The sequence below is a fragment of the Nocardioides sp. Root1257 genome (assembly GCF_001425175.1).
Taxonomy (GTDB): domain Bacteria; phylum Actinomycetota; class Actinomycetes; order Propionibacteriales; family Nocardioidaceae; genus Nocardioides.
Map to the genome: position 1 here is coordinate 824,300 of NZ_LMDV01000009.1, position 24,214 is coordinate 848,513.

General features: G+C 72.6%; 22 protein-coding genes. 9 read left to right on the forward strand and 13 right to left on the reverse strand.

Going from position 1 to position 24,214, the window contains the following annotated elements:
• Window positions 1-5: 5 nt before the first annotated feature.
• Complete coding sequence (locus ASC77_RS18010; protein WP_056156110.1) at window positions 6-869, reverse strand: aldo/keto reductase family oxidoreductase; 864 nt, start codon at window positions 867-869, stop codon at window positions 6-8.
• 102 nt (window positions 870-971) lie between these two features.
• On the opposite strand from ASC77_RS18010, the gene ASC77_RS18015 reads away from it, so the two are divergent.
• From ASC77_RS18015 to ASC77_RS18025, 3 genes are read left to right on the forward strand one after another with little or no spacing between them, the layout of a single operon-like run.
• Window positions 972-1,892, forward strand: a complete 921-nt coding sequence (locus tag ASC77_RS18015; protein WP_082574976.1) for a helix-turn-helix domain-containing protein — start codon at window positions 972-974, stop codon at window positions 1,890-1,892.
• Between the two features lie 7 nt (window positions 1,893-1,899).
• Entirely contained in the window at window positions 1,900-2,298 is a 399-nt protein-coding gene (locus ASC77_RS18020) for a hypothetical protein (RefSeq protein ID WP_056156113.1), read from the forward strand.
• Between the two features lie 39 nt (window positions 2,299-2,337).
• Window positions 2,338-4,500 (forward strand): DUF4185 domain-containing protein, encoded by a 2,163-nt coding sequence (locus tag ASC77_RS18025; RefSeq protein WP_056156116.1) that lies wholly within the window; start codon window positions 2,338-2,340, stop codon window positions 4,498-4,500.
• Here ASC77_RS18025 and ASC77_RS18030 read toward each other — a convergent pair.
• The 3 genes from ASC77_RS18030 to ASC77_RS18040 all read right to left on the reverse strand — a co-directional run bounded on the left by ASC77_RS18030 (window position 4,442) and on the right by ASC77_RS18040 (window position 9,697).
• The gene (locus tag ASC77_RS18030; RefSeq protein ID WP_056156117.1) at window positions 4,442-7,492 is read right to left on the reverse strand and encodes an MMPL family transporter; all 3,051 of its coding nucleotides are present in this window, start codon (window positions 7,490-7,492) and stop codon (window positions 4,442-4,444) included. The two genes, ASC77_RS18025 and ASC77_RS18030, sit on opposite strands and share 59 nt — an antisense overlap.
• A 107-nt stretch (window positions 7,493-7,599) precedes the next feature.
• Window positions 7,600-9,240 carry a phosphoglucomutase (alpha-D-glucose-1,6-bisphosphate-dependent) gene (gene pgm, locus ASC77_RS18035; protein ID WP_056156118.1) on the reverse strand — a complete coding sequence of 547 codons (1,641 nt, stop codon included), beginning with the start codon at window positions 9,238-9,240 and terminating at the stop codon, window positions 7,600-7,602.
• 103 nt (window positions 9,241-9,343) lie between these two features.
• Window positions 9,344-9,697 carry a ClpX C4-type zinc finger protein gene (locus ASC77_RS18040; protein WP_056156120.1) on the reverse strand — a complete coding sequence of 118 codons (354 nt, stop codon included), beginning with the start codon at window positions 9,695-9,697 and terminating at the stop codon, window positions 9,344-9,346.
• Window positions 9,698-9,912: 215 nt separating this feature from the next.
• On the opposite strand from ASC77_RS18040, the gene ASC77_RS18045 reads away from it, so the two are divergent.
• Window positions 9,913-10,605, forward strand: coding sequence for a VC0807 family protein (locus tag ASC77_RS18045; RefSeq protein ID WP_056156123.1), 693 nt, complete (start codon window positions 9,913-9,915; stop codon window positions 10,603-10,605).
• On the opposite strand, the gene ASC77_RS18050 is transcribed toward ASC77_RS18045, so the two are convergent.
• Window positions 10,602-11,423: an oxidoreductase gene (locus ASC77_RS18050; RefSeq protein WP_056156124.1), complete on the reverse strand. Its 822-nt coding sequence runs from the start codon at window positions 11,421-11,423 to the stop codon at window positions 10,602-10,604. The two genes, ASC77_RS18045 and ASC77_RS18050, sit on opposite strands and share 4 nt — an antisense overlap.
• A gap of 65 nt (window positions 11,424-11,488) precedes the next feature.
• On the opposite strand from ASC77_RS18050, the gene ASC77_RS18055 reads away from it, so the two are divergent.
• Window positions 11,489-12,901: a PQQ-binding-like beta-propeller repeat protein gene (locus ASC77_RS18055; protein WP_056156126.1), complete on the forward strand. Its 1,413-nt coding sequence runs from the start codon at window positions 11,489-11,491 to the stop codon at window positions 12,899-12,901.
• Window positions 12,902-12,926: 25 nt separating this feature from the next.
• Here ASC77_RS18055 and ASC77_RS18060 read toward each other — a convergent pair whose 3' ends face one another.
• From ASC77_RS18060 to ASC77_RS18080, 5 genes are all read right to left on the reverse strand, one after another.
• Entirely contained in the window at window positions 12,927-13,424 is a 498-nt protein-coding gene (locus tag ASC77_RS18060; protein WP_056156606.1) for a pyridoxamine 5'-phosphate oxidase family protein, read from the reverse strand.
• A gap of 55 nt (window positions 13,425-13,479) precedes the next feature.
• A complete protein-coding gene (locus ASC77_RS18065) occupies window positions 13,480-14,418 on the reverse strand; it encodes an oxidoreductase (protein ID WP_056156128.1) in 939 nt (312 codons plus the stop codon).
• The gene (locus ASC77_RS18070; protein WP_056156607.1) at window positions 14,415-15,242 is read right to left on the reverse strand and encodes a maleylpyruvate isomerase family mycothiol-dependent enzyme; all 828 of its coding nucleotides are present in this window, start codon (window positions 15,240-15,242) and stop codon (window positions 14,415-14,417) included. The genes ASC77_RS18065 and ASC77_RS18070 overlap by 4 nt, the downstream gene beginning before the upstream one ends.
• A 10-nt stretch (window positions 15,243-15,252) precedes the next feature.
• The gene (locus ASC77_RS18075; RefSeq protein WP_056156133.1) at window positions 15,253-16,989 is read right to left on the reverse strand and encodes a SpoIIE family protein phosphatase; all 1,737 of its coding nucleotides are present in this window, start codon (window positions 16,987-16,989) and stop codon (window positions 15,253-15,255) included.
• An 86-nt stretch (window positions 16,990-17,075) separates the two neighbouring features.
• Window positions 17,076-17,678, reverse strand: a complete 603-nt coding sequence (locus tag ASC77_RS18080) for a LysE/ArgO family amino acid transporter (RefSeq protein WP_056156138.1) — start codon at window positions 17,676-17,678, stop codon at window positions 17,076-17,078.
• Window positions 17,679-17,747: 69 nt separating this feature from the next.
• Here ASC77_RS18080 and ASC77_RS18085 point away from each other — a divergent pair, with 69 nt between their 5' ends.
• On the forward strand, window positions 17,748-18,620 hold the full coding sequence (locus tag ASC77_RS18085; RefSeq protein WP_056156141.1) for a LysR family transcriptional regulator ArgP: 873 nt from the start codon (window positions 17,748-17,750) through the stop codon (window positions 18,618-18,620).
• 60 nt (window positions 18,621-18,680) lie between these two features.
• On the opposite strand, the gene ASC77_RS18090 is transcribed toward ASC77_RS18085, so the two are convergent.
• Window positions 18,681-20,552: an acyl-CoA dehydrogenase gene (locus tag ASC77_RS18090; protein WP_056156145.1), complete on the reverse strand. Its 1,872-nt coding sequence runs from the start codon at window positions 20,550-20,552 to the stop codon at window positions 18,681-18,683.
• 180 nt (window positions 20,553-20,732) lie between these two features.
• Between ASC77_RS18090 and ASC77_RS18095 the strand changes: the two genes are divergently transcribed.
• Window positions 20,733-21,638: a sulfite exporter TauE/SafE family protein gene (locus ASC77_RS18095; RefSeq protein WP_056156148.1), complete on the forward strand. Its 906-nt coding sequence runs from the start codon at window positions 20,733-20,735 to the stop codon at window positions 21,636-21,638.
• Between the two features lie 67 nt (window positions 21,639-21,705).
• A complete protein-coding gene (locus ASC77_RS18100; protein WP_056156151.1) occupies window positions 21,706-22,164 on the forward strand; it encodes an RrF2 family transcriptional regulator in 459 nt (152 codons plus the stop codon).
• A 30-nt stretch (window positions 22,165-22,194) separates the two neighbouring features.
• Here the strand turns inward: ASC77_RS18100 and ASC77_RS18105 are convergent, their stop codons facing one another.
• A complete protein-coding gene (locus ASC77_RS18105; protein WP_056156158.1) occupies window positions 22,195-23,058 on the reverse strand; it encodes a hypothetical protein in 864 nt (287 codons plus the stop codon).
• Window positions 23,059-23,165: 107 nt separating this feature from the next.
• Here ASC77_RS18105 and ASC77_RS18110 point away from each other — a divergent pair, with 107 nt between their 5' ends.
• Window positions 23,166-23,618 carry a nuclear transport factor 2 family protein gene (locus tag ASC77_RS18110; RefSeq protein ID WP_056156161.1) on the forward strand — a complete coding sequence of 151 codons (453 nt, stop codon included), beginning with the start codon at window positions 23,166-23,168 and terminating at the stop codon, window positions 23,616-23,618.
• Here ASC77_RS18110 and ASC77_RS18115 read toward each other — a convergent pair.
• A complete protein-coding gene (locus ASC77_RS18115; protein ID WP_056156164.1) occupies window positions 23,605-24,180 on the reverse strand; it encodes a TetR/AcrR family transcriptional regulator in 576 nt (191 codons plus the stop codon). The genes ASC77_RS18110 and ASC77_RS18115 overlap by 14 nt on opposite strands.
• Between the last annotated feature and the right edge of the window lie 34 nt (window positions 24,181-24,214).

Below are 24,214 nucleotides of genomic sequence, written 5' to 3' on the forward strand. Positions count from 1 at the left end.
CGAGGTCAACCCCCGATCGCGTCCAGCTCGGCGACGTCCTCGGCCGACAGCACCAGGCCCGCACCGGCGACGTTCTCGCGCAGGTGCGCCACGGACGAGGTGCCGGGGATCAGCAGGATGTTCGGCGAGCGCTGGAGCAGCCAGGCCAGCGCGACCGCCATCGGCGACGCGTCGAGCCGCGTGGCGACGGCCGACAGCGCCGAGGACTGGAGCGGGCTGAAGCCGCCGAGCGGGAAGTACGGCGCGTACGCGATCCCCTGCTCCGCCAGGGCGTCGATGAGCTCGTCATCGCCGCGGTGGGCGAGGTTGTACTCGTTCTGCACCTGCACGACCGGGGCGATCGCCTGGGCCTCGGCGACCTGGCCGGCCGACACGGTCGAGAGCCCGATGTGCCGCACGAGGCCCTCCTCCTGGAGGGCGGCCATCGCCTCCATCCGCTCGGCGATCGACGCGGCGGGATCGTCCATGATCCGCAGGTTCACGACGTCCATCGCCTCGAGGCCCAGGTTGTCGAGGTTGTCGAGCACGCCCTGGCGCAGCTCGGCGGGCGACTGGGCGGGCAGCCAGCCACCCTCCTCGTCGCGGCGGCCGCCGACCTTGGTGACGATCACGAGGTCGGCGCCGTACGGGTGCAGCGCCTCCTTGATCAGCCGGTTGGTGACGTGCGGGCCGTAGAAGTCGCTGGTGTCGATGTGGTTGATGCCGAGGGCGCGGACCTCACGCAGGACCGCGAGCGCGCCGTCGTGGTCGGCCGGCGGCCCGAAGACGTGCGGGCCGGCGAGCTGCATGGCGCCGTACCCGACGCGGGCGACCGTGCGGTCGCCCATCGTCCAGGTGCCGCCGGGGAGTGTCGTCGTCGAAGTAGTCATGGCCCCACCGTGCGTCGCGGGCGCACCGACACCCAGAGCCCCGCTGATCCTGGGAGTGAGGGGACCAGGGACGGCCGGGCTCGCGCGGCTACCGTGAACCAGGTGAGTGACGACGCCGGTCCGAAGGACAACCGCCTGGGCGACTACCTGCGGGCCCGTCGCGAGCTGGTGTCGCCCGAGAGCGTCGGCCTGCCCGGCCACGGCGTACGCCGGGTCGCCGGCCTGCGGCGCGAGGAGGTCGCCATGCTCGCCGGCATCAGCGCGGACTACTACCTCCGCCTCGAGCAGGGCCGCGACCGCAACCCGTCGGTCCAGGTGCTCGAGGCCCTCGCCGGCGTCCTCCAGCTCGACGCGACCGCCACCGACTACCTGCTCCGGCTGGGGGCGCCGAAGCCCCGGCGTCGCGTCCGCCGACCGCGTCCGGAGACGGTGCCGACGGCGACCGCCCAGCTGTTGAGCGTGATCGGGCTCCCGGCGTTCATCGAGGGCCGCTACCTGGACGTGCTCGCCGCCAACCCGCTCGTCACCGCCCTGTCGCCCAACGTGCGGGTCGGCGAGAACCGGCTGCGCTCGATCTTCCTCGATCCCGATGAGCGGACCCTGCACCCCGACTGGGCGCGCACGGCGCCGCGCCTGGTCGCCGGCTTCCGCAACCGGATCGGCGACCGCGTCGACGACCCCCGGGTGGTCCAGCTCGTCGGCGAGCTGTCCCTGGGGAGCGAGGAGTTCCGCAGGGCCTGGGCGCGCCACGACGTGAAGCCCATCCAGAGCCGCTCCATCCGCATCGACCACCCCCAGGTGGGCGAGATCGAGCTCGACCTCTCGAAGCTCGCGATCGAGGGCACCGACGGCCAGATGCTGGTGATCTACCACGCCGTACCGGGGACCGAGGCGGCCGACAAGCTCGCCCTGCTGTCGTCCCTCGTCGGGGTAGTCCCTGACGGAATGGTCCTCGACACGCCGTACGACGGGACCGAAACGTCAGGGACTACCCCGGCGGCCGGCCGGCCCCGTCCAGCATGATCTCCCCATGAGGTTCACCGAGCACGAGCTGACCGCGGCCCTGACGGGAGCGGCGAAGAGCGTGCTGGCCGCGCAGGACAAGTCCGTGCGCAAGGGCAGGCGGAGCGTCGACGAGGCGTGGGCCGAGCTCACCCAGTACGGCCGGTTCCAGCTGCTCGACGGCCTCGGCGACCAGGTGCTGCCGGTGCTCGTCGCGCTCCCGGACGTCGAGGTGGAGGCCGGCACCCGCCCCACCTTCACCGAGGAGCAGGTGACGGCGACGGTGGAGGGACAGGTCGGGGACGACCTCGGCCGGCTTCGGCGCGCGGTGACGGTGAAGGCGCGCGTCGCCCTGGTGCAGGTCGCGCTCGCTCACGTGCCGCCGCGGCAGGACCCGGATGCCCTGATCGTGCCCGACCACCTCTGACACACTCGGTCCGACGGATCAGCTGCCGAACGAGGTGACGTGGCATCGAAGGAGCGGGCGCGCCGGTGGACCGTCGTCGCCTGCCTCGTCGTCATCGTGGTCCAGGCGGTCGCCCTCGCCACCCTGACGCTCCGCGGGGGTGAGCGCGCACCGCACCACGTCCCGCTGCTGATCGCCGGGCCGGCGGTCGTCGCCGAGTCCCTCGCCGGCGAGGCGGGCTCGATGCCGGGGGAGCCCTTCGACGCCACCTGGACCGACGACGAGGACGAGGCGCGGGCGGCGATCCTGGACGGGACCGTCGTCGCCGCCGTCCTCGTCGACCTGCGCACGACCCAGGACGTCGTGCTCGTCAACGCCCGGGCCGACCACGCCCTCAACGACGCCGTGGTCGAAAGCATCGCGTCGGTCGAGCGCGCCCACGACCGCACCGTCACGGTCGAGGAGCTCGCGAAGGAGGGGGCGGACGGCGCGGCCGGTCGGGTCCGCATGCACGTGCTGCTGCTGGGAGCGGTGGGGTTCGGCTTCGTGCTGCTGATCTCGCTGGTCCGCGGGCCGGTCGCGAGCTCGGCACGGCTCGGCGTCCTGCGCGTGGTCGCTCTCGCGGGGGTCTCCGTGGCGGGCGCCGCGCTGTTGCAGGTGGTCCCCGCGACGAGGCTCCCCGGCGACGACCTCGCGATCATCGGCCTCGGTGCCCTCTACGCCTTCTCGCTGGGCGCCCTGGCCCTGGCGGTCGAGGCCCTCGCCGGCCTGGTCGGCCTGACGGCCGCGGCGGCGTCGTACTTCGTGCTCGCCACGCCGCTGCTCGCCGGCACCAGCCACCACCTGCTCCCGCCGCCGTGGTCGAGGGTGACCCCGTGGATGCCGATCGGCGCGGCCCAGGAGGCCCTCGGCACCGTGGCGTACTTCGACCCCGGCCGCGCCGTGCAGCCGGCCCTGGTCGTCGCCGCGGCCGGGCTGCTCGCGGTCCTCGCGCTGGTGCTCGCCCGGCAGCTGCGGTTCCACGACCTCGGGGTAGGCAGTCCGGCAGCGAAGGCGGTGCCGGTGCGGCACTGGCGGCTCTGGGTGGTCGGCTCCGTGCTGCCGCTGGCGGTCCTGCTCGGACTGGCGATCGCGTTCGTGCCGACCGACGTGGTGGAGGCCGCGTCGTTGCCGAGCGTGGCGACGGAGACGTCGTGCGTCGACAGGGGAGGTCGGCCCCGGGACGTCGCCGAACTCAACCACCAGATCGCGACGTTGCAGGGCAGCCCGGCCTTCCAGGGGGGCGACGTCGGCGCCGACGTCCAGCTCGCCGACGGTCGCTTCCTCGTGGTCTTCGGTGACACCCTGCGCAGCGCCGACTTCGACGGCCCGCGGTTCGCGCGCAACTCGATGATGCTGTGGGACACCGACTGCGTCTCGGTCGTCCTGCCTCCCTCGCACGGCGCCCTGATCCCCGACCGGGTCGACGGGGTCGGCTACTGGCCGATGTCCACCGCGGTGGCCCACCGGCCCGGCTACGACCTGGTGCTCGTCTCGGCGCAGCGGGTGAAGGCGACCGGCGGCGGCTCGTTCGACTTCGCCAACCTGGGTCCGGCCCTGGCGGTGTTCGTGGTGGCCGAGGGGCAGACCCCCCAGCTGATCAAGGTCGAGGACATCGGGGCCGACGACTCGAAGAGGAGCCGGCCGGAGTGGGGCGCTGCGATGGCCGTCGACGACGACTGGCTCTACCTCTACGGGACGGCCAACCCGGACAAGGAGGGCGTGTTCGGCTTCTCGCTGCGGGTGGCGCGGGTCCGGCCGGAGGACGTCCTCGAATCGTCCAAGTGGCGCTTCTGGGACGGCTCTCACTGGCAGCGCACGCCCAGCAGGTCCGCCGAGCTGCTGCCGGCCGTCGGCGGGGTGTCGCAGACCCTGAGCGTCTTCCCCAGCGGCAAGCGCTGGTATGCCCTCAGCAAGCGGGACGGCGACCTCGGCGACCAGATGGTCTTCTGGACGGCCCCCGCGCCGACCGGCCCCTTCACGCCGACCGACCCGGTCGCGTCGCTGCCGGCCGACCCGGACAGCGGAGCGGTGACCTATATGCCCCTCGCACACCCGCAGATCTTCCCGGAGGCCGGGACCATGGTGGCGTCGTACAGCAACAACAACACCGATCCCCAGAAGATCAAGGCGGATCCGACGCTCTACCGGCCGACGTTCCTCCGGGTGCCACTGCCGAGGTGACCGGCGCCGGCGGCTCCTCCCCCTCGATGGAGACGTGCGGCAGCACCCGATCGAGCCAGCGCGGCAGCCACCATGCGGCCCGGCCGCACAGCACCAGCAGTGCCGGTGCGAGGGTCACCACCAGGATCCCGGCGAGCAGCACTGCGACCGACAGCCCGACGCCGAACTGCTTGATCGTCGGGTCGTCGTTGATGATGAAGCTCGCGAAGACCGAGGCCATGATCAGCGCGGCCGCTGTGGTGATCCGGGCGCTCGACCCGAGGGCCGACCGTACGGCGGGGCGCGGCTCCTCGCCACCGTGGTGGTGCTGCTGCACGTGGCTGACGAGGAACACCTCGTAGTCCATCGACAGGCCGAAGAGACCGGCGAACATCATCAGCGGCACATAGCTGGCGATCGGCACCGAGCTGCTGGCGGTGTCGATGCCCAGCAGCGAGATGCCCCAGCCCCACTGGAACGCCGCCGTGAGGACGCCGAACGCCGCAGCCGCGGAGAGCAGGTTCGTGAGCGCCGCCTGCAGCGGGATCAGCAGCGAGCGGAAGGCGATCATCAGCAGGGCCATGCCCAGCAGGATCACCGTCGCGATGACCAGCAGCAGCCGGGCCGAGATCAGCGCGGCGAGGTCGACGTACGACGCGGTGTAGCCGCCGACGTACGACGTGATGCCCCCGCCCGTGTTCGTCTCGGGCAGCACGGTGTCGCGGACGCGCTCCACGAGGTCGGCCGTGTCGTCGGAGGCCGGGGCGGTCCGCGGCACCGCGGAGAGCAGCACGACGTCGCCCTTCTTGTTCAGCTGCGGCGGCGTCAGCGTCAGCACTCCCGACGTCGCGGACAGTCCGTGCTGGAGGTCGACGACCCGGGGATCGGTGCCCCGCTCGTCACCCCCGGCCTGGGTGACCATGTCGGTGAGCTCCTGCTTGAGCTGCTCCGCCTGCTTCTGCTCCTGCTGGGCCTGCTGCTGCGCGGCCTTGAGCTCGTCGGCCTGCTGCTGCAGGGCATCGGCCTGCTTGCGGAGCGCGTCGCCCTGGTCCTGGAGCTGGTTGGCCCGGCGCTGCAGCTCGGCCGCCCGCTGCTCCGGTGACGCCTTCTGCTGCGCGAGCCGGTCGGCCTGGCGTTGCAGCTCGGCCGCCTGCCGCTCCAGCTGCGCGGCCTGTGCCTGGAGGCGCCGGCCCTGGTCGGCGAGCCGCCGCGCCTGCTGCTCCAGCGGGGCCAGCCGCTCCCGGACGACCGCCTGTCGCGCGCGGACGTCGACCAGCCGGGCCCGCAGCCGGGCGACCCGGTTCGGGTGGCCCTGGGCCCGGTCGATCCGGCGCTCGAGGATCCGCTCGCGTACGCCGAGCCGGACCAGCTCGCCCGCGAGCGGCCGGATCCGGGCGGCCAGCGCCCGCGCCTGGCGCTCGAGCGACGCCTTGCGGGCCTGCAGTGCGGCCTGCTCCGACTCGAGGCGCGCCTGCTCCGCCCGGAGCGCGCTCGCTTGGTCCTCCAGCGACGACTGCTGGGCCCGGAGGCTGTCGCCCTGGCGCTCGAGCGTCGCCTGCTCGGACTCGAGCCGGGACTGCTCGTCCTCGAGCTGGGCCTGCTGCTTCTCGAGCTGCTGCTTCTGCTTCGGCAGGTCCTTCTGCTTCTGCTCGAGGTCCTGCTGGAGCGACGTCGCCTCGTCGTACTTCTGCGTGTACTCCTTGCTCGGCGCGGCGACGGGGTCGAGCTCCGAGGCGATCTGGAGCGGCCCGTTGTACCCCACGCCGAAGCCGGCGGTGATCAGGTCGTAGGCCTGTCGCTCGGTGGTGTCGGGCGACGTCGCGCCGACGTCCTCCTGCCCGAGCTCGAGGGAGAACACCGGGATGATCAGCGGCACCAGTGCGGCGAGCGACACCACGGTCACGACGACCGGGTGACGGTGCACCACGCCGGCCCAGCGCGCCCACAGGCCGGTCCCGTGCTTGCGCGTACGCCGCAGGCGCGCGGGGAGCGCCAGCCGGTTGACCCGGTGGCCGAGCAGGCCGAGCACCGCCGGCAGTAGCGTGATCGCGACGAGCACCGCTGCCACGACGGCGATCGCGGACGCGAGCCCGAGCGTGCTCACCAGCGGGATGCCGGCCACGCCGAGGGCGAGCAGGGCGATGACCACGGTGCACCCGGCGAAGACGATCGCGCTCCCGGACGTGGCGACCGCCCGGGCGACCGAGTCCCGCACGGGGAGGCCCTCGCGGAGCTGGTCCTGATGTCGGGTGATGAGGAAGAGCGCGTAGTCGATGCCGACCCCCAGGCCGATCATCGTCGCCAGGGTCGGCCCGCTCGACGGGATCGGGAGGGCGTGGCCGAGCAGCCCGACGATCCCCAGCGCGACGGCCAGCCCCACCACCGCCGTGATGATCGGCAGTCCCATGGCCACCAGGCTGCCGAGCACGAAGCTGAGGATGATCATCGCGGCGATGATCCCGACGACCTCACTGGTCTCGGAGTCGTCGGTGGACAGCGCCGAGCCGATCGAGCCGGCGGCGGCGACGGTGATCCCGGCCCGTTGGGCGGGCTCGGTGGCGTCCACCACCTCCTGGGCGAGCTCGGGAGTGAGGTCGCCGGACCCGATGTCCAGCAGCACGGGCGCGAAGGCGGTCCGGTCGTCCTTCGACAGCAGGCCGGCCGTCTGGCCGGAGCTGCTCAGCGGGTCCGTGACGCTGTGCACGTGGGCGACCTTCGCGATCGCCTTCACCGAGTCGGCGACGGCCTGCTTGTTCGCGTCGTCGGTGAGCTTGCCCGTCGAGACGTCGAAGACGATCGGGTTGACGCCGTTCTGCTGGGGCGGGAACCGCTCCTCCAGCAGGTCCTTGGCCGCCTGGCTGCCGGTCCCGGGGAGCGAGAGGTCGTTGCTCGTCTGGGCGCCGAGGCTCGACACCGCCACGCCCACCCCGGCCGCGAGCAGGACCCACAGCGCGATGACGACCAGACCGTGCCGGGCGCAGAACGCACCCAGACGGTGCAGTAGTCGGGCCACGGCTCCCTCCTCGGCGGCCCTCCGAGCATGCTGAAGGGCCGCGGAGCGGGGTCGAGACCAGGCCCGACGTACTCGATCTGCGGTATGTCCCGCGCTCTGCCCAGCGGTCAGCCCAGCGCGGCGTCGACCACCTCGCGCGCCTCGGCCTGCACCTCGGCGAGGTGCTCCGGACCGCGGAACGACTCGGCGTAGATCTTGTAGACGTCCTCGGTGCCGGACGGGCGGGCGGCGAACCAGGCCGACCCGGTGGTCACCTTCAGCCCGCCGATCTTCGCCCCGTTCCCGGGCGCCTCGGTCAGCTTGGCGGTGATCTCCTCGCCGGCCAGCGACGTCGCGGTCACGGCGTCCGGCGAGAGCCCGGCGAGCGCCGCCTTCTGCTCGCGGGTCGCGGCCGCGTCGATCCGGGCGTACGCCGGCTCCCCGTGCTCGGCGACCAGGTCGGCGTAGTGCTCCGAGGGCGAGCGGCCGGTCCTCGCCAGGATCTCCGAGGCGAGCAGGGCCAAGATGATGCCGTCCTTGTCCGTGGTCCACGCCGAGCCGTCGGTGCGGAGGAACGACGCGCCCGCCGACTCCTCGCCGCCGAACCCGAACGACCCGTCGATGAGACCGGGGACGAACCACTTGAACCCGACCGGCACCTCCACCAGCTCGCGCCCGATCGAGGCCGCGACCTTGTCGATCATCGAGGACGACACGAGGGTCTTGCCGATCCGTGCACCCGCCGGCCAGCCCGGCCGGGCCCCGCCGAAGAGGTAGCCGATGGCGACCGCCAGGAAGTGGTTGGGGTTCATCAGGCCGGCGTCGGGCGTCACGATGCCGTGCCGGTCGGAGTCGGCGTCGTTGCCGGTCGCGATGTCGTACTTCTCCTTCTGCGCGATCAGCGACGCCATCGCCGACGGCGAGGAGCAGTCCATCCGGATCTTGCCGTCCCAGTCGAGCGTCATGAACCGCCAGGTCGGGTCGACCAGCGGGTTCACGACGGTCAGGTCGAGCCCGTGCCGCTCCGCGATCGCCGCCCAGTAGTCGACCGACGCGCCGCCCAGCGGGTCCGCCCCGATCCGGACGCCGGCCTCCTTGATCGCCGCGAGGTCGACGACGTGCGGCAGGTCGTCGACGTACGTCCCCAGGAAGTCGTACGCCGACGCGGCGGCCCGCGCGCGGGCGAAGGGCACCCGCTGCACCCCGGCCAGGCCGCGGCCGATCAGCTCGTTGGCCCGGGCCGCGATCACCGACGTGGCGTCGGAGTCGGCGGGACCGCCGTGCGGCGGGTTGTACTTGAAGCCGCCGTCCGAGGGCGGGTTGTGCGACGGCGTGACCACGATGCCGTCGGCCAGGCCCGAACCCGAGGTTCGGCCGCCGTTCGCCCGGATGATCGCGTGCGAGACCGCCGGGGTCGGCGTGTAGCGGTCGTCGGCGTCGACCAGCACGGTCACGTCGTTGGCGGCGAGCACCTCGAGCGCCGTCGCCCACGCCGGCTCGGAGAGGCCGTGGGTGTCGCGGCCGATGAAGAGCGGCCCGTCGTACCCCTGCTCGCGCCGGTAGTCGACGATCGCCTGCGTCGTCGCCAGGATGTGGGTCTCGTTGAAGGCCGTGCGCAACGACGAGCCGCGATGCCCGCTGGTGCCGAACGCGACCTGCTGATCGGGGTCCTCGGGGTCCGGCACGCCGGTGTAGTACGCCGTCACCAGGTGCGCGACGTCGACGAGGTCCGAGGGCTGGGCGGGCTGTCCTGCGCGATGGTTGCTCATGCACGTACTCGCTTCGCTCCGTGCGCGCATGAGGCACATGGGGCGCTGTGTTCGATGATTCGCTCGCTGCGCTCGCTCATGCCGCCATCATGCCCCGATCCTGCTAGCGCGCACCCGTGCTGAACCGCTCCTGCGCCTCCCGGCGCGGGATGCCGAGCGCCTGGCCGATCGAGGTCCACGACAGCTTCCGGGAGCGGGCGAGGTCGACCCACTCGACCAGGAATTCCTCCGCCTGGAACGCCGACTGCTGGATGGACCACAGGTGCCCGAGCAGCTCGGGGTCCGACATCCGCTCCCACGGCGGCGACCTGAGCTCGCGGTCGCCGCTCAGCGCGGCTCCGAAGTCCGCCACGCAGGTCCCGCAGATGAATGCGCCGAGGCCGCCGAAGAGCGGTGGGTCCGCGCGACCCTCGTCACCGCAGAACGAGCAGAACTTCAGGCTGGGATCGAGGTCCATGGCGCTCCTGTTGCCGACTCCCCGAGACCACGGGCCCCACGCCCCGCCGGTGGAAGAGTACGAGGTGACTGCTCAAGGTGTCAGGCGCTCCTGCCGATGAGATTCACGTCACCACCTCGACGTGTCGGGCGGCCGCGGGTTTGCGCCGGCGGGTGTCCGGGCAGGTCGAGGTGACGCTCCCTCCCGGGCGACTCCGGTCGCCAGTCAGGTGTTCCATGTCTCTCCTCGCAGCCCCGCCCGCCCCGACCGTCGTCGAGGCGAGCGCGCCCGTCGACCGTCCGGCGCCCCCGCGACTGCGCGCCGTCATCCGCCGGGTCGCGGCCAGCCTCTTCGTGGCCTGCGTGGTCCCGGCCACCGTCTTCTACACGGCGTTCCGCCTGTACGGCGTCTGGTTCGCGATCTTCGCCGCCCTGACCTGGTCGTACGGCGCGATCGCGTGGCGCGCCGTCACCGGCCGGCGTACGTCGGGCCTGCTGGTCCTCACGGCGAGCGTGATGACCGTGCGGACCCTGGTGGCGCTGCTGACGGACAGCACGTTCCTCTACTTCCTGCAGCCGATCATCACCGACGCCGCGATCGGGACCGTGTTCCTCGCGTCCGCGATGACCGCCCGTCCGATGGTGGCCCGGCTGGCCGGCGACTTCTACCCGATGGACGACGAGCTCGCCTGCCGTCCCGGGGTTCGCTGCCTCTTCCGCAACCTCACCCTGATGTGGGCCGGCCTCGCGATCGCCAAGGCGGGCTTCACGCTCTGGCTGCTGCTCTCGCAGTCGGTGGAGACGTTCGTGCTGGTCAAGAGCGTCTCGATGCTCTCGATCAACGCCTCCGCCGTCGCCGCGACGATCGGGCTCGCCGTCCTGGTCGGGCGGCGCGAGGGCCTGCTGCACCCCCGGCTGGCGACGGTCTAGCCGAGCTCCTCCAGGGCCGCCAGGTCCTCGTCGTCCAGCGTGATCCGGCCCGCCGCCAGGTTCTCCTCCAGGTGCGCCACGGAGCTGGTGCCGGGGATGAGCAGGATGTTGGGGGAGCGCTGGAGCAGCCAGGCGAGCGCGACCTGCATCGGCGTCGCGCCGTGCTTGCCCGCGACGCCGTCGACCGCGGCGAGCGCCAGCGGGCTGAAGCCGCCGAGCGGGAAGAACGGCACGTAGTAGATGCCCTGCTCCGCCAGCGCGTCGACGAAGTCGTCGTCCTCGCGGTGCGCGACGTTGTAGGCGTTCTGCACCATCGCCACCGGCGCGATGTCCTGGGCGGCCTTCACCTGCTCGGGCGTGCAGTTGCTGAGTCCGAGGTCCCCGACCAGTCCCTGCGAGCGGAGGTCGGCGAGCACGGTCCACTGCTCCTGGAAGCCGCCCTCCCAGTCGTCCATGAACCGCAGGTTGACCCCGCCCAGCCGCTCGATGCCGAGCCGGCCGAGGTTGTCGTGCACCGCCGCCTTGATCTCGTCGGGCGCGAAGGCCGGCAGCCACGCACCGGCGTCGTCGCGCCGGGCGCCGACCTTGGTGACCAGCACCAGCTCCGGCGGGTAGGGGTGCAGGGCCTCGCGGATCAGGTCGTTGACGACGTAGGGGCCGTAGTAGTCACTGGTGTCGATGTGGTCCACCCCGAGCTCGACGGCCCGCTGCAGCACCCGCCTGGCCTCGTCCGGGTCGGCCGGCGGCCCGGAGATCCCGGGGCCGGTCAGCCTCATCGCGCCGTACCCGATCCGCTTCACGTCCGAGAGTCGCTTCATGGCCTCCACTGTGCTCCGGCGCGTGCGCGGAGCCAAGGGGCCGCCGGACACTACGATCGCGGGCGATGAGGTTCGGTCGCACGCTCGCCCTGCTCGGCGTCGCGGTCCTCTGGTTCGGGTTCGGGCCCCTCGTGCTCGTCGTCGCGGGGCTCTCGCTGCTGTGGCCGCCGCTGCGGGCCTGGCTGCGGCCGACACGCCGCGTGGTCGCCGTCTGGGCGGCCGTGGTCGTGGTGCTCGCGGGCCTGGCCGTGGTCGTCCCCGACGGGTGGGTGCCGATCCCGCCGGGGCCCGGGCGCTGGGTCACGCCGGCGTACGTCGGCCGTCCGTCCGTGGCCGGTCCCGTGCGCGGGCCGGTCGGCGAGTCGCCCACGGTCACCACGAGGTCGTACGGCGTCAGCGACTGCGCGCGGATCGAGCTCGACGACGACGGCCGGCTGGTGCTGCTGTGCGGCGGGGACCGGCCGGTCCTGCGCGTGGTCGACCCCGACAGCCTGCGGCAGGAGCGGTCCGCCGACCTGCCGGGCTCCGGGTGCGCCGGGCAGCTGGCGGTCGACGGCGACGACGTCGTCGCCTCGAGCGGCCAGCGGATCTTCCGCCTCGGCGTCGACGACCTGGTCGTCGAGTCGTCGGTCGACCTCTCCGGCGACCTCGGTGACGACGACTGCGTGGCGGGGCTGGGGGTCGACCCGACCGGTCGGGTCTGGTTCGCCTCCGGCGCCGGGGTCGTCGGCTTCGTCGCGGGCCGGAAGGCGCGGACCGTCGACCTGGCCGACCGCGTCGAGCGGCCGGTCACGGTGTCGGACGACGGCGTCTTCGTCGCCGGCGCCGACGCGCTGCACCGGGTCGACGTGGCGGCCGGGAGCCCCACGCCCGCCTGGGCCGCGGCGTACGACGACGGGGGCGAGCGTGGCAGCGCGCCCGTCGTGCTCCCCGACGGGCTGGTCGCCGTCGCCGACAACCGCGACCCGCGGCTCGAGGTGGTCCTCCACCGCGCCGACACGGGCGAGGTGGTCTGCCGCACCGAGGTGTTCGACGACGACGAGGGCGCGACCGACGGGGGTCTCGTGGCCGCCGGCACCGGCGTCGTCGTCGCGAACTCCCACGGCTACGGCGGCGTCGCCTCCACGGTCCTCGGCCGTACGACGAGCCGCGGCATCGCCCGGGTCGACGTCGTCGACGGCCGCTGCCGGGTGACCTGGACGACCGACATGGACGCCCCGAGCGGCGCGCCGGCCGTCTCCACCGAAGACGGGTTCGCCTACGTGTGGACCAAGCGGCACAGCTGGCTGGGCGTCGACGCCTGGTACCTGAGCGCCCTCGACCTGCGCACCGGCCGCCTCGCGTGGGCCCGCCGCACCGGCCTCAACCCGCTCGTCGACAACCACGGCGGGTCGGTCGTCCTCGGCGCCGACCGCTCGGCGTACGTCCCCGTCCTCGGCGGCCTGGTCCGCGTGGCCGACCGCGAGGTCGGCGGGTGACGGCGACGTGCGTGCTCGGCACCGATCAGAAGCGGAAGGTCGTCTGCGAGTGCGGGTCCTTGCCGAAGGCGATCACCTTCGCAGGCGGGACGACGTAGACCCACGGGCTGCTGCCGTCGCCGTCCGTGAAGCCCTCGTCGTCGGCGCCCCAGGCCCAGTCCTCGCCGTACTTGCGTCGCCACGCCGCGGCGAGCGGCAGGAGCTGGTCGCGTCCGGTGACCCGCTGGGCGGTGCCCTCGACCACGACGTCGGTGCCGGACGTCCAGTCGTTGCCGCCGGTCGTCACGGCGACGAGCGGGGAGTGCTCGAGGTTGGCGGACTTCTGCTCGCCCGGTCCCGTGCAGAACGCGAAGCGACCGCCGCTCCAGACACCGACGAGGGGCGTCACGTGCGGGCGTCCGTCGGAGCGCACGGTGGTCAACCAGTAGAGCTCGGCCGCGTCGAGCAGCGCCGCCACGGCCTCCCAGGTGAGGGCCGTCGCCGTGGGCGCGCTGAAGCGGTCATCGATCCGTCCGGTGGTCATGCGGGTACCGACCACGGCGCGGCCGCGGACTCATCGGTCGTCCCGAGGGCTCCGCTCACGGGTAGCTGACACCGGTGACCTGCTCGCTGATCTCCCAGAGGCGGCGCTGGGCGACCTCGTCGTTCGAGAGCTTGTTGCTCGTCGTCACTCGCGGGCGGCCGCCCCACTCGAGGAGCCCGTCCGGGCCGACGTACGTCGCGCCGGGGAGGTCGGCGGTCGCCGCCATCAGCGTCGGCCAGGCGCCCTGCTCGGCCGTGTTGGGCGAGACCAGCTTGATGGCGCCGTCGAGGATCGAGGCGATGCCGCCGCTGGAGCGGCCGTACTGCCCGTTGGCCGCCAGGTGCGTCGACGCGAAGCCCGGGTGGGCGACGAGCGCCTGCACCGGCAGCCCGGCGCGCCGCAGCCGGCGGTCCAGCTCGTAGGCGAAGAGCAGGTTGGCGAGCTTCGAGCGCCCGTAGGTCGGCCAGGGCTGGTAGCGGCCGTGCTGCTCGAGCGGGTCGTCCAGCGGGGCCGACCGCGCGATCCGGTGCATCTGCGAGGAGACCGAGACGACGCGGCCGTGCCCCGAGGCCACGAGCTGGGGGAGCAGGAGGCCCGTGAGCAGGAACGGTCCGAAGTGGTTGGTCGCCATCTGGAGCTCGAGCCCGTCGTCGGTGCGGTGGTAGGGCGTCCCCATCACGCCCGCGTTGTTGACGAGCACGTCGAGCGGTCCCAGGTCGGCTGCGGCGGCCGCGGCCCGGCGCACCGACGACAGGTCGGCGAGGTCGAGCTCGACCCTTTCGAGGGTGGCGGCCGGGACCTCGGCGAGGATCGCCTGCTCGGTCTCGGCGATCCGCTCGGGCGAGCGTCCGGTGAGCACCACCCGGGCGCCGTGCCGGGCGAGCTCGAGGGCGGTGTGGTGGCCGAGACCGCCGACGGTCGTGCCGGTGACGAGGACCGTGCGCCCCACCTGGTCGGGGATGTCGGACGGGTCCCAGCGGTCGGAGCGGGTCACGGCGTGGTCGCCATGGCGCCGATGATGCGACCCGCCAGGTCGTCGTCACCGGTGACGGCGAAGGTGCCCGGCTCGGGCTGGCAGCGCCCGCCGGCCAGGCGGATGAACGCCTCGCGGTCCATCCGGAGCGTGACGTCCGCGGACGCGGGCGCGCTCGCGAGGCGTTCGCCCCGGCGGGCGTCGTTGACGGCGAACGCGAACGGGTCGCTGCCCTCCAGCTCGAGGACCACGGTCGTGCCGGGGTCGGCTCCGGCCCGCTTGGCCACGACGAAGCCGAGGCTCTCGGCGAGGTACTCGGCCGTGTGCCGCGCGGCGGCGGAGTCCATGCCGCCGGGCCGGTCGACCGCACGCCGGATGTCCTGCTCGTGCATCCACACGTCGAGCGGCCGGTTGCGCAGCAGCGTGCGCCAGTCCCAGCCCACGCCGCCGAAGATCGGCTCGGGCTTGGCGGCCGGGTCCGCGGGCGGGTCGGCGAGCAGCGCCGTGTGCCGCGACGTGGCGGCGGACCGGATCTCGTTGATGATCGCGTCCGGGCTGGCGTCGCGTCGGGTCACGACCCCGATCTCGGTGTAGAGCCCCATCATCCCGGTGACGTGCGCGGGCTCGCCGACCTCCGCGGTCTCCTCCGGCGCGCCGGCGAGGATGCTCTCCAGGTGCGCGACGTGCGACGCCACGGCCTTCACGTCCCAGCCGGGCAGGTCGGTCGGGGTCGCCCACTCCTCGGCTGGCAGTTCCTCGAGCAGGTCCGTGAAGTCGTTGATCGCCTGCCACCAGACGTCGACGTACGCGCCGAGCAGCTCGGCGTCGTTCAGGGGGTCCGTCATGCCCAGCACCCTATGCGCGGAGGTGTACGGCGAGCACGGCGACGTCGTCCGCCAGCTCCTGCCCGACGAGGTCGCCGAGCACCGCGTCGAGGAAGTCGTCGACGGCCAGGGCCTGGTGCCGCTGGGCGGACTCCGCGAGCCGTGCCAGCCCGGTGCTGATCGTCTCGCCGCGCCGCTCGACGAGGCCGTCGGTGTAGAGCAGCAGGGTCGAGCCCTCAGGCATCAGGACGCTCCGGTCGGTGCGCTCGGTGTCCGGCTGCACCCCGACCATCAGGTCCGGGGTGCCGTCGTCGAGGAGGCTCACCTCGCCCTCGGCGGTCACGAGCAGCGGCGGCGGATGCCCGGCGTTGGTCCAGCGCAGGGTGCGACCGGCCGATCCGTCGCCCGCCTCGACGCGGGCGTAGACGATGGTCGCCATCGCGTCGACGCCGAGGTCCTCCATGGCCTGGTCGAGCCGGTGCACCTGGGCGGCCGGGCCGTCGCCGAGCGACCAGGCGATGGTCCGGAGCATGGTCCGCAGCTGACCCATCACGGCTGCCGCTGCGATGTCGTGGCCGACGACGTCGCCCACCATCAGGCTGGTCGCGCCGCTGCGGGTCACGACGGCGTCATACCAGTCGCCGCCGACCTGGTCGCGCGAGGCCGCGGGCCGGTAGCGGGCGGCCAGCTCGAGGCTCGCCGACTCCGGCAGTGCGGGCAGCAGGGCGCTCTGCAGGGTCACCAGGGCGTCGAGGCGCTCCTGGAGGAGGCCGGCGCGCTGCACGGCCTGGGCTGAGTACGACGCCAGCGCCTCGATCGTGATGCGGTCCTCCTCGGTGAGGGGGTGCGGGCCGTCCCAGATCAGCGCGAGCGTCCCGAGGACCGAGCCGCGGGTGATCAACGGCTGGAAGGTCCGGGCGTCGCCGACCTGCCTGACGGTGTCGAGGTGGGGGTAGAGCGCGTTCTGGACGTCCTTGTTGCTGAAGTACTCGGCGTGGCCGTGCACGGCCGCCCCGCCCACCGGGTTGGTGTCGTCGAACGGCAGCACCGCGTTGCGGATCGCCGAGATCCAGGTCGTGGCCGGCGGTGCGACGAACGTGAGCACCTCCTGCGCCTGGTCGCGCGGGCCCTGGTCGTCGAGGCCGCGCAGCCAGATCCCGGCGTGCAGGCAGCCGAGCTGGTCGACCGCGATCCGCTCCACCGCCTGGGCCACGTCGGTCATGGTCCGGGTCGCCGACAGTCCCTCGCTCAGCGCGAGCAGCACCCGGCTGCGGTGGGACAGGTCGGTCGCGCTGCGCTCACCGCGGTCCGCGAGGCCGCGCAGACCCCGCTCGGAGAGCTCCGCCGAGCACGCCGCGGCGAGGTCCTCGAGCATCTCGACCTGGTCGTCGGTCCACTCGTGCGGCTCGTCCCCGAGAGCGCACAGCGAGCCGACCACGGCGCCGGTGTGATCGGTGATCGGCCACCCGGCGTACGAGATCACGCCGTAGTCCGGGATCGCCGGGCTGTCCCGGAGGAGGTCGTGCTCACGCGCGTCCGAGACGATCAGGGGCTTCTGCTCGGCGACGACGTGCTGGCAGAAGGAGTGCGAGATCGGGGACTCCCGGTCGCGCTGGAGGTCCGCTGGGAGGCCGCACGCACCGGGGAAGACCTGGCGGTCCCGCTCGATGATCGTCACGGTCGCGGTGGAGACGCCGAGGGCCCGGCACACCATGCGGGCGTACCGGTCGAGCGACGGGTCGCCATGGCCCGCGGGGTCCTCCGTCATGCGTGCTTGGTCCTCCTGCCGCGAGGGTAGCGGTGCAGGAGAGTCCACCGTGGCGGTTGGGGGAGAGTCCCACCCGTCCGGGTGGTTCAGCCGGTGGCGAGCTTGAGGGCGATCAGCAGCATCGTGAGTCCGATCAGGACGTCGAGCACCTGCCAGGCGCGCGGGCTGGACAGGAAGCGGCTGGCGTAGCGCGCGCCGTACCCGAGCCCGCTGAACCACAGGATGCTGCCGAGCCCCGCGCCGAGGGCGAACCACCAGCGCCCCGCCGGGCCCTCGTGGCTGGCGATGGTGCCGAGCAGCAGCACGGTGTCGAGGTAGACGTGCGGGTTGAGCCAGGTCAGCGCCATCGCCCGCGCGGCCGCCCCCCGCCGGCTGACGCTGACCTGCTCGTCGGCCCGCAGGGACTCGGGCTTGCGGGCGCGGAGCAGCGAGGAGACGCCGTACCAGGTCAGGAACGCGACGCCGAGCCACCGCACCACGTCGAGGACCCACGGCGCGTTCTCGACGAGCCGGCCGATGCCGGCGACGCCCGCGACGATGAGCACGAGGTCCGAGAGCGTGCAGATCGCCACGACCAGGCCGACGTGCTCGCGCGCCAGACCCTGCCGCAGCACGTAGGCGTTCTGGGCGCCGATCGCGATGATCAGGGAGAGTCCGGTCAGCAGGCCGGCGGCGGCGGAGTCGAGCACGGGGCCACGCTAGGTGTCGGCTCGGCTGAAGGACAGCGAATGTTTCTGCAAGACCATTAGCGTGGCTTCATGGAACTCGCTCCCGCCCAGCTCGAGGCCCTGGTGGCGATCGCCGACCACGGCACCTTCGACGCGGCGGCCCGCCACCTGCACGTGACGGCGTCGGCGATCAGCCAGCGGATCCGGGCGCTCGAGTCCGACGTCGGGCAGGTCGTGGTGCGGCGTACGACGCCGTGCCGGCCGACCCCCGCCGGGGAGGAGCTGATCCGACTCGCCCGGCAGACCCGGCTGCTGCAGGAGGAGGTCCGCGACGCGCTCGCGCACGGCCACCTCGGGACGGTCGACCTGCCGGTCGCGGTGAGCGCGGACTCGCTGGCGACCTGGTTCCGCGCGGCGCTCGCCGACGTCGCCGACTGGCCCGACGTGGCGCTGCGGCTGCACGTCGAGGACCAGGCCTTCTCGGCCGACCTGCTCCGCAGCGGCGACGTGCTCGCCGCCGTGACGTCGGAGCCGGCGCCGGTCCAGGGCTGCTCCGTCGAGCCGCTGGGTCACCTGCGCTACGTCCCGGCCGCGGCGCCCACGGTCGCCGAGCGCTGGCGGCGCGGCCGCGGTCCCGACTGGGCGGCGATGCCGATGGTCGTCTTCAACGAGAAGGACCTGCTCCAGCACGAGCTGCTGGCTGCTCGCGGTGTCGCCGAACCGCCGGTCGTGCACCGGGTGCCGACGTCGGCGGACTTCCTCGAGTCCGTCTGCCTCGGCCTCGGCTGGGGGATGATCCCGCTCCCGCAGCTCACCGCGTCGGTCGAGCAGGGCCGGCTGGTGCCCCTCGGCAGCCGGCTGCACGTCGACGTACCCCTGCACTGGCAGCGCTGGCGCCTGGACTCCCCGGTCCTCGACCGCCTCACCGAGGTCGTACGACGGGCCGCGGGTGCCCTGAAATGACGGCGACCCGGCGCTGGTCCTCACCTCATGGGTGAAGACCAGCGCCGGGTCGGCGATGGATCAGAAGGCGGACTCGTCCAGGTCCATCAGGGACAGGTCCGTGGCCTCGGCGAGCTGACGCTCGGCGGCGATCTTCGGCAGCACGTTCTGCGCGAAGAACTGCGCGGCCGCGACCTTGCCCTCGTAGAAGGCCTTGTCCTTGCTTCCCAGGGATCCGGCGGCGTCTCCGCCGAGCTTCTCGAGCGCGACCTCGGCCTGGCGCAGCAGCAGCCACGAGCAGACCACGTCGCCGAGCACCATCAGCAGGCGGCTGGTGTTGAGGCCGACCTTGTAGATGTTGCGCACCTCGTCCTGGGCGGACATCAGGTCGTTGATCATGTGACCGACGATCGCCTGCGCGTCGTCCAGGGCCGTGGCGAGCAGCTCGCGCTCCACCTTGAGGCGACCGTTGCCGGCCTCGCTCGCGATGAACTGCTGGATCTCGTTGGCCAGGTGGCCGAGCGCGGCACCCTGGTCCTTGACGATCTTGCGGAAGAAGAAGTCCTGGCCCTGGATCGCCGTGGTGCCCTCGTAGAGGGTGTCGATCTTGGCGTCCCGGACGTACTGCTCGATCGGGTACTCCTGCAGGAAGCCGGAGCCGCCGAAGGTCTGCAGCGACTCGGTGCCGAGCAGCGTCCACGAGCGCTCCGAGCCGTAGCCCTTCACGATCGGGAGCAGCAGGTCGTTGACCTTCTCCGCGAGCTCGTCACGCTCGCCCGCGTGCTCGGCGACCATCACCTGGTCCTGCCAGGTGGCGGTGTAGAGCACCAGCGCGCGCATCGCCTCGGCGTACGACTTCTGCGTCATCAGCGAGCGGCGCACGTCGGGGTGGTGCGTGATCGTCACGCGCGGGGCGGTCTTGTCCGCGGACTGCGCGAGGTCGGCGCCCTGGACGCGCTCCTTGGCGAACTCGAGCGCGTTGAGGTAGCCGGTCGACAGGGTCGCGATGGCCTTGGTGCCGACCATCATCCGGGCGTTCTCGATGACCTGGAACATCTGCGCGATGCCGTTGTGGACCTCGCCGAGCAGGTAGCCGACGGCCGGCTCGCCGCCGCCGACCTGCGGGTCGCCGAAGGTGAGCTCGCAGGTGTTGGAGACCTTGATGCCCATCTTGTGCTCGACGTTGGTGACGTAGGCGCCGTTGCGCTCGCCCAGCTCGCCGGTCTCGAGGTCGAAGTGGAACTTCGGCACGATGAAGAGGCTCAGGCCCTTGGTGCCGGGGCCGCCGGCGCCCTCGACGCCGACCGGGCGGGCCAGCACCATGTGGATGATGTTGTCGCTGAGGTCGCCCTCGGCGGACGTGATGAAGCGCTTGACGCCCTCGATGTTCCAGGTGCCGTCGTCGTTCTGGGTGGCCTTGGTGCGACCGGCGCCGACGTCGGAGCCCGCGTCGGGCTCGGTCAGCACCATGGTGGTGTTCCAGCCCCGGTCGACGACCAGCTGGGCGATCTGGCGGTCGCGCTCGTTGCCGTTGCGGTGCAGCACGCCCGCGAACATGGGGCCGGCGCCGTACATCCAGATGGCCGGGTTGGCGCCGAGGACGAGCTCGCCCATGGCCCAGTTGATGCTCGAGGGGGCGGGGGTGCCGCCGAGCTCGGCGAACGTGCTCAGCCGCCAGTACTCGGCGTCCATCCACGCGTGGTAGCTCTTCTTGAACGACTCCGGCAGCGGTGCCGTGTTGGTCGCCGGGTCGAAGACCGGCGGGTTGCGGTCCGCGTCGGCGAACGACGCCGCGAGGTCCTCGCGGGCCAGCCGGTCGACCTCGGACAGGATCTCGCGGGCCGTCTCGGCGTCGACCTCGGCGAACGGGCCGGTGCCCAGGACCTGGTCGCGGCCGAAGACCTCGAACAGGTTGAACTCGATGTCCCGGAGGTTGCTCTTGTAGTGGCTCACTGCCCCACCTCGCCATGCTCGTCGTCAGAATACTGGTCGGTAACTTCCATGGTACGTACTCGTCAGTAACCCTGCAACACAACCCCCTCAAACCTGCCGGGTCCGCGGGGCGAACGGTTGACATCGGCCGCGTTCGCAATGACCATAAAGTCACTAGAGTTAATTCATTGAGGTGACGACATGCGCAAGCTCGTAATGCTCGCCCTCGTCGGCCTGGTCGCCCAGCTGGTCGACGGCTCGCTGGGGATGGGGTACGGCGTCACGTCCGCGACCCTGCTCGTGGCCGGCGGCCTCGGCCCCGCGGCCGCGTCCGCGGCGATCCACTTCTCGGAGATCGGCACCTCGCTCGTGTCCGGCATCTCCCACCAGGCGCTCGGCAACGTCGACTGGCGCACCGTGTCGATCCTGGCGGTCCCCGGCTTCGTCGGCGCGTTCGCCGGCGCGACGCTGCTGGTCAACCTCGAGCCGAGCCTGACCAAGCCGCTCGTCGCCGTGATCCTGCTGACCCTGGGCGTCTACGTGACGTGGCGGTTCCTCGCGCTCCGCACCCTGCGCTTCCAGCGCCGTCCGTCCGTCCGGTTCCTGGCGCCGTTGGGCCTGCTGGCCGGCGTCGTCGACGCGATCGGCGGCGGGGGCTGGGGCCCGGTCGGGACGACCTCGATGCTCTCGTCGGGTCGGCTCGAGCCGCGCAAGGTGGTGGGCTCCGTCGACACCGCCGAGTTCGTCGTCACCATCGGTGCCTCGCTGGGCTTCCTCGTAGGGCTCGGCGGCCAGGGCATCAACTGGGCCTTCGCCGCCGCCCTGCTCGCCGGCGGCGTGGTGGCGGCGCCGATCGCGGCCACGCTGGTGCGCTTCCTGCCGCCGCGGGTGCTGGGCGTCGCGGTCGGAGGTGTGATCGTGCTGACCAACCTCAAGACCCTGGCGGAGGTCGCCGGCGTCCCCGGGATCACCATCGCGCTGCTCGCCTCGCTGGTGTTCACGATGTGGGTCCTCTGGGTCGCCTACGCGATCAAGCTCGAGCAGGCCGAGCGTGAAGGCGGTGAGGGGCCGCCGCAGGAGCGGGTCCGCGCGCACCTGGCCGTCTGAGGGCGCGACGACGCGACAAGCCACCAAGGTCGAGTGAACAAGTCGACACATCTGACACACTGGACGCATGCGAGTTTCCGCGAAGTCCGACTACGCCCTCCGTGCGCTGATCGAGATGGCCTCGCGCGAGGACGGCCGCGCCGTGAGCGCGGAGGAGCTCGGTCGCCTGCAGGAGATCCCGCACGGGTTCCTCCAGGCGATCCTGGCCGACCTGCGCCGCGCGGGCGTGGTGATGTCGCAGCGCGGCCAGTCCGGCGGGTGGCGGATGGGTCGTCCCGCGTCGGACGTGTCCGTCGCCGACGTGATCCGCGCGGTCGACGGGCCGCTCGTCTCCGTCTACGGCCTGCGCCCCGAGGCGGTCACCTACAACGAGGCCGCCGACGTGCTCCAGCACGTGTGGATCGCGGCCCGGCGCTCGCTGCGCGACGTCTTCGAGCGCGTGTCCATCCAGGACCTCGCGGATCGCAAGCTGCCCGACGCCGTCACGTCGCGCACCGCCGACGAGGACGCCTGGCAGCCGCACTGACCTCGACGGGTCGGTGGGTCCCGGCGGACCTCAGGCCTGGCCGAGCCGCCGCTTGAGCTTGGCGCGCTTCTTCTCGAGCTTCTCGGTGCGCGCCGTGAGCACCTGGTTGTCCTCGCGCAGCTCGCCGACCTCGACCACGAGGGCCGCGACCAGGTCGGCAGTCTCCTGGAGCAGGTCGTCGAGGGCGACCGGTCGCCCCGTGTCCGACGGCAGCAGCGACGCGGTGTCGCCGCGTACGTCGTACCCGCCGTCCGCGAGGGCCTTGCGCCAGCGCTCCGCCCGCTCGAGCAGGTCGTCGTCGCTCGCGGGCGGTCCGTCGACCGCCCGGACCAGGGAGCGGACCAGGTGGGCCGGCAGCGCCGGCTCCGGCAGCGGGAGCAGGGCGGCGTCGAAGCCGACGATCTCGCCGAGCCCGCGCCAGGCCGCCTCGCGGGCGTCGCCCTCAGTCGGTACGACGAGGACGTGCAGGCGCTGTGGCTCCTTGACCGCCGCCGACCAGCGGTCGACGACCGAGGCGAGGTCCGGGCCGGTCGCGCCACGCGCGGTGATGACCACGTGCACCTGGAAGCCGGCCAGGCCGTCGAGGAGCAGGTCGATCTGCGGTCGCGTGCAGGTCGCGAGGAGCTCCTGGCTGACGACGACGTCGCCCTCGCCCTTCTGTGCCCGCCGGCAGAGCTGGGCCCAGGTGCCCTCGACCGCCTTGCGGGGGTAGCCCCACGCGCGGTGGTCGCGGCGGATCTCGATCGCGGCCCGGAACATCTCGTCGGCGGAGGTCGCGGGGTGCTGCACCCCCTGCTGCGCGAGGGCGCCCGCGTGCTCGGCGAGCGCGGCGTCGAGGAAGCCGGCCCCGCTACGCGGGAGCCCGACGTGGACGAAGACCTTGCGACGTGCCATGCCGGCACCGTCGCAGCCGTGGGCGGCCGGTGGGTGAACGCGTCGTGACCTCGGGCTTTCGGCCGCTGAGACTAGAACGTGTTCCACCTCACGCCTAGGATGCCGACATGATCACCTCCGACGCCATCACCTGGACCGCGCCGAACGACGACCACCCGGCGCGCGCCGCCTCGCAGCGGTCGTACTCCGCCGTCGCGAAGGGCGACCTGGCGGAGTGGCTGACGGTGTACGCCGAGGATGCGGTGCTCGAGGACCCGGTCGGGCCCTCGATGTTCGACCCGGAGGGCAAGGGGCACCGCGGGCACGAGGGAATCGCGGCGTTCTGGAAGCTGGCGATCGAGCCGATCGAGACCTTCGAGTTCGAGATCTACGAGTCCTTCGCCAACCCGGGCAGCAACACCTGCGCCAACATCGGCCGGATCAAGACGTCGTTCCCGGACGGCAGCTTCACGATCACCGAGCTGATCATGGTCTACGTCATCCACGACGACGGCCGGGTCGCCTCCATGAAGGCGTTCTGGGAGCCGGACCGCACGATGGCGTCGTTCACGAAGGGCTGACCGGCCACCGTCGCAAGGTGGCGTCGAGGGCGTCGAGGATCGCGACCCAGCTCTCGTCGGCCGGCGGTGCGCTGTGGTCGAAGGAGCCGCTGAGCTCGAGGTCGGCGAAGCCGTGGAACACGCTGCCGAGCAGGCGTACGGCGTGCACGGACGCCGTCGCGTCGAGGTCGTAGCCGCGCAGGATCGAGCGGGTCAGTGCCGCGTGCCGGCGCCCGGCGTCGACGGCGGGGGAGTCTGCGGGGACCGGGATCCGGGTGGCGGCGTACCGCCCGGGGTGCTCGCGCGCGTAGTCGCGGTAGGTGGTCGCGAAGGCAACCAGCGCGTCCCGGCCGGACCGTCCGGCCAGCGCGTCGGAGGCGCGGTCGGCGAGCTCGTCCAGGGCCAGCCGGGCGATGCCCTCGCGGAGGTCGGCGGAGCCTGCGACGTGGGAGTAGAGGCTCGCGACCTTGACGTCGAAGCCGCGCGCGACGGCGGACAGGGTGACGGCGTCGAGGCCGGCCTCGTCGGCGAGGTCGGCGCCGGCTCGAACGACCCGGTCGGTCGTCAGTCCCGCTCGTGGCACGGCGCTCTCCTCGGCATGATCTAGGGAGTTGCCT

Bases quoted from the DNA above. Each gene is read 5' to 3' on its own strand.
- ASC77_RS18010 (WP_056156110.1), bottom strand. From the start codon at position 869: ATGACTACTTCGACGACGACACTCCCCGGCGGCACCTGGACGATGGGC.
- ASC77_RS18020 (WP_056156113.1), top strand. From the start codon at position 1,900: ATGAGGTTCACCGAGCACGAGCTGACCGCGGCCCTGACGGGAGCGGCG.
- pgm (WP_056156118.1), bottom strand. From the start codon at position 9,240: ATGAGCAACCATCGCGCAGGACAGCCCGCCCAGCCCTCGGACCTCGTC.
- ASC77_RS18040 (WP_056156120.1), bottom strand. From the start codon at position 9,697: ATGGACCTCGATCCCAGCCTGAAGTTCTGCTCGTTCTGCGGTGACGAG.
- ASC77_RS18045 (WP_056156123.1), top strand. From the start codon at position 9,913: ATGTCTCTCCTCGCAGCCCCGCCCGCCCCGACCGTCGTCGAGGCGAGC.
- ASC77_RS18050 (WP_056156124.1), bottom strand. From the start codon at position 11,423: ATGAAGCGACTCTCGGACGTGAAGCGGATCGGGTACGGCGCGATGAGG.
- ASC77_RS18055 (WP_056156126.1), top strand. From the start codon at position 11,489: ATGAGGTTCGGTCGCACGCTCGCCCTGCTCGGCGTCGCGGTCCTCTGG.
- ASC77_RS18060 (WP_056156606.1), bottom strand. From the start codon at position 13,424: ATGACCACCGGACGGATCGATGACCGCTTCAGCGCGCCCACGGCGACG.
- ASC77_RS18070 (WP_056156607.1), bottom strand. From the start codon at position 15,242: ATGACGGACCCCCTGAACGACGCCGAGCTGCTCGGCGCGTACGTCGAC.
- ASC77_RS18075 (WP_056156133.1), bottom strand. From the start codon at position 16,989: ATGACGGAGGACCCCGCGGGCCATGGCGACCCGTCGCTCGACCGGTAC.
- ASC77_RS18085 (WP_056156141.1), top strand. From the start codon at position 17,748: ATGGAACTCGCTCCCGCCCAGCTCGAGGCCCTGGTGGCGATCGCCGAC.
- ASC77_RS18095 (WP_056156148.1), top strand. From the start codon at position 20,733: ATGCGCAAGCTCGTAATGCTCGCCCTCGTCGGCCTGGTCGCCCAGCTG.
- ASC77_RS18100 (WP_056156151.1), top strand. From the start codon at position 21,706: ATGCGAGTTTCCGCGAAGTCCGACTACGCCCTCCGTGCGCTGATCGAG.
- ASC77_RS18105 (WP_056156158.1), bottom strand. From the start codon at position 23,058: ATGGCACGTCGCAAGGTCTTCGTCCACGTCGGGCTCCCGCGTAGCGGG.
- ASC77_RS18110 (WP_056156161.1), top strand. From the start codon at position 23,166: ATGATCACCTCCGACGCCATCACCTGGACCGCGCCGAACGACGACCAC.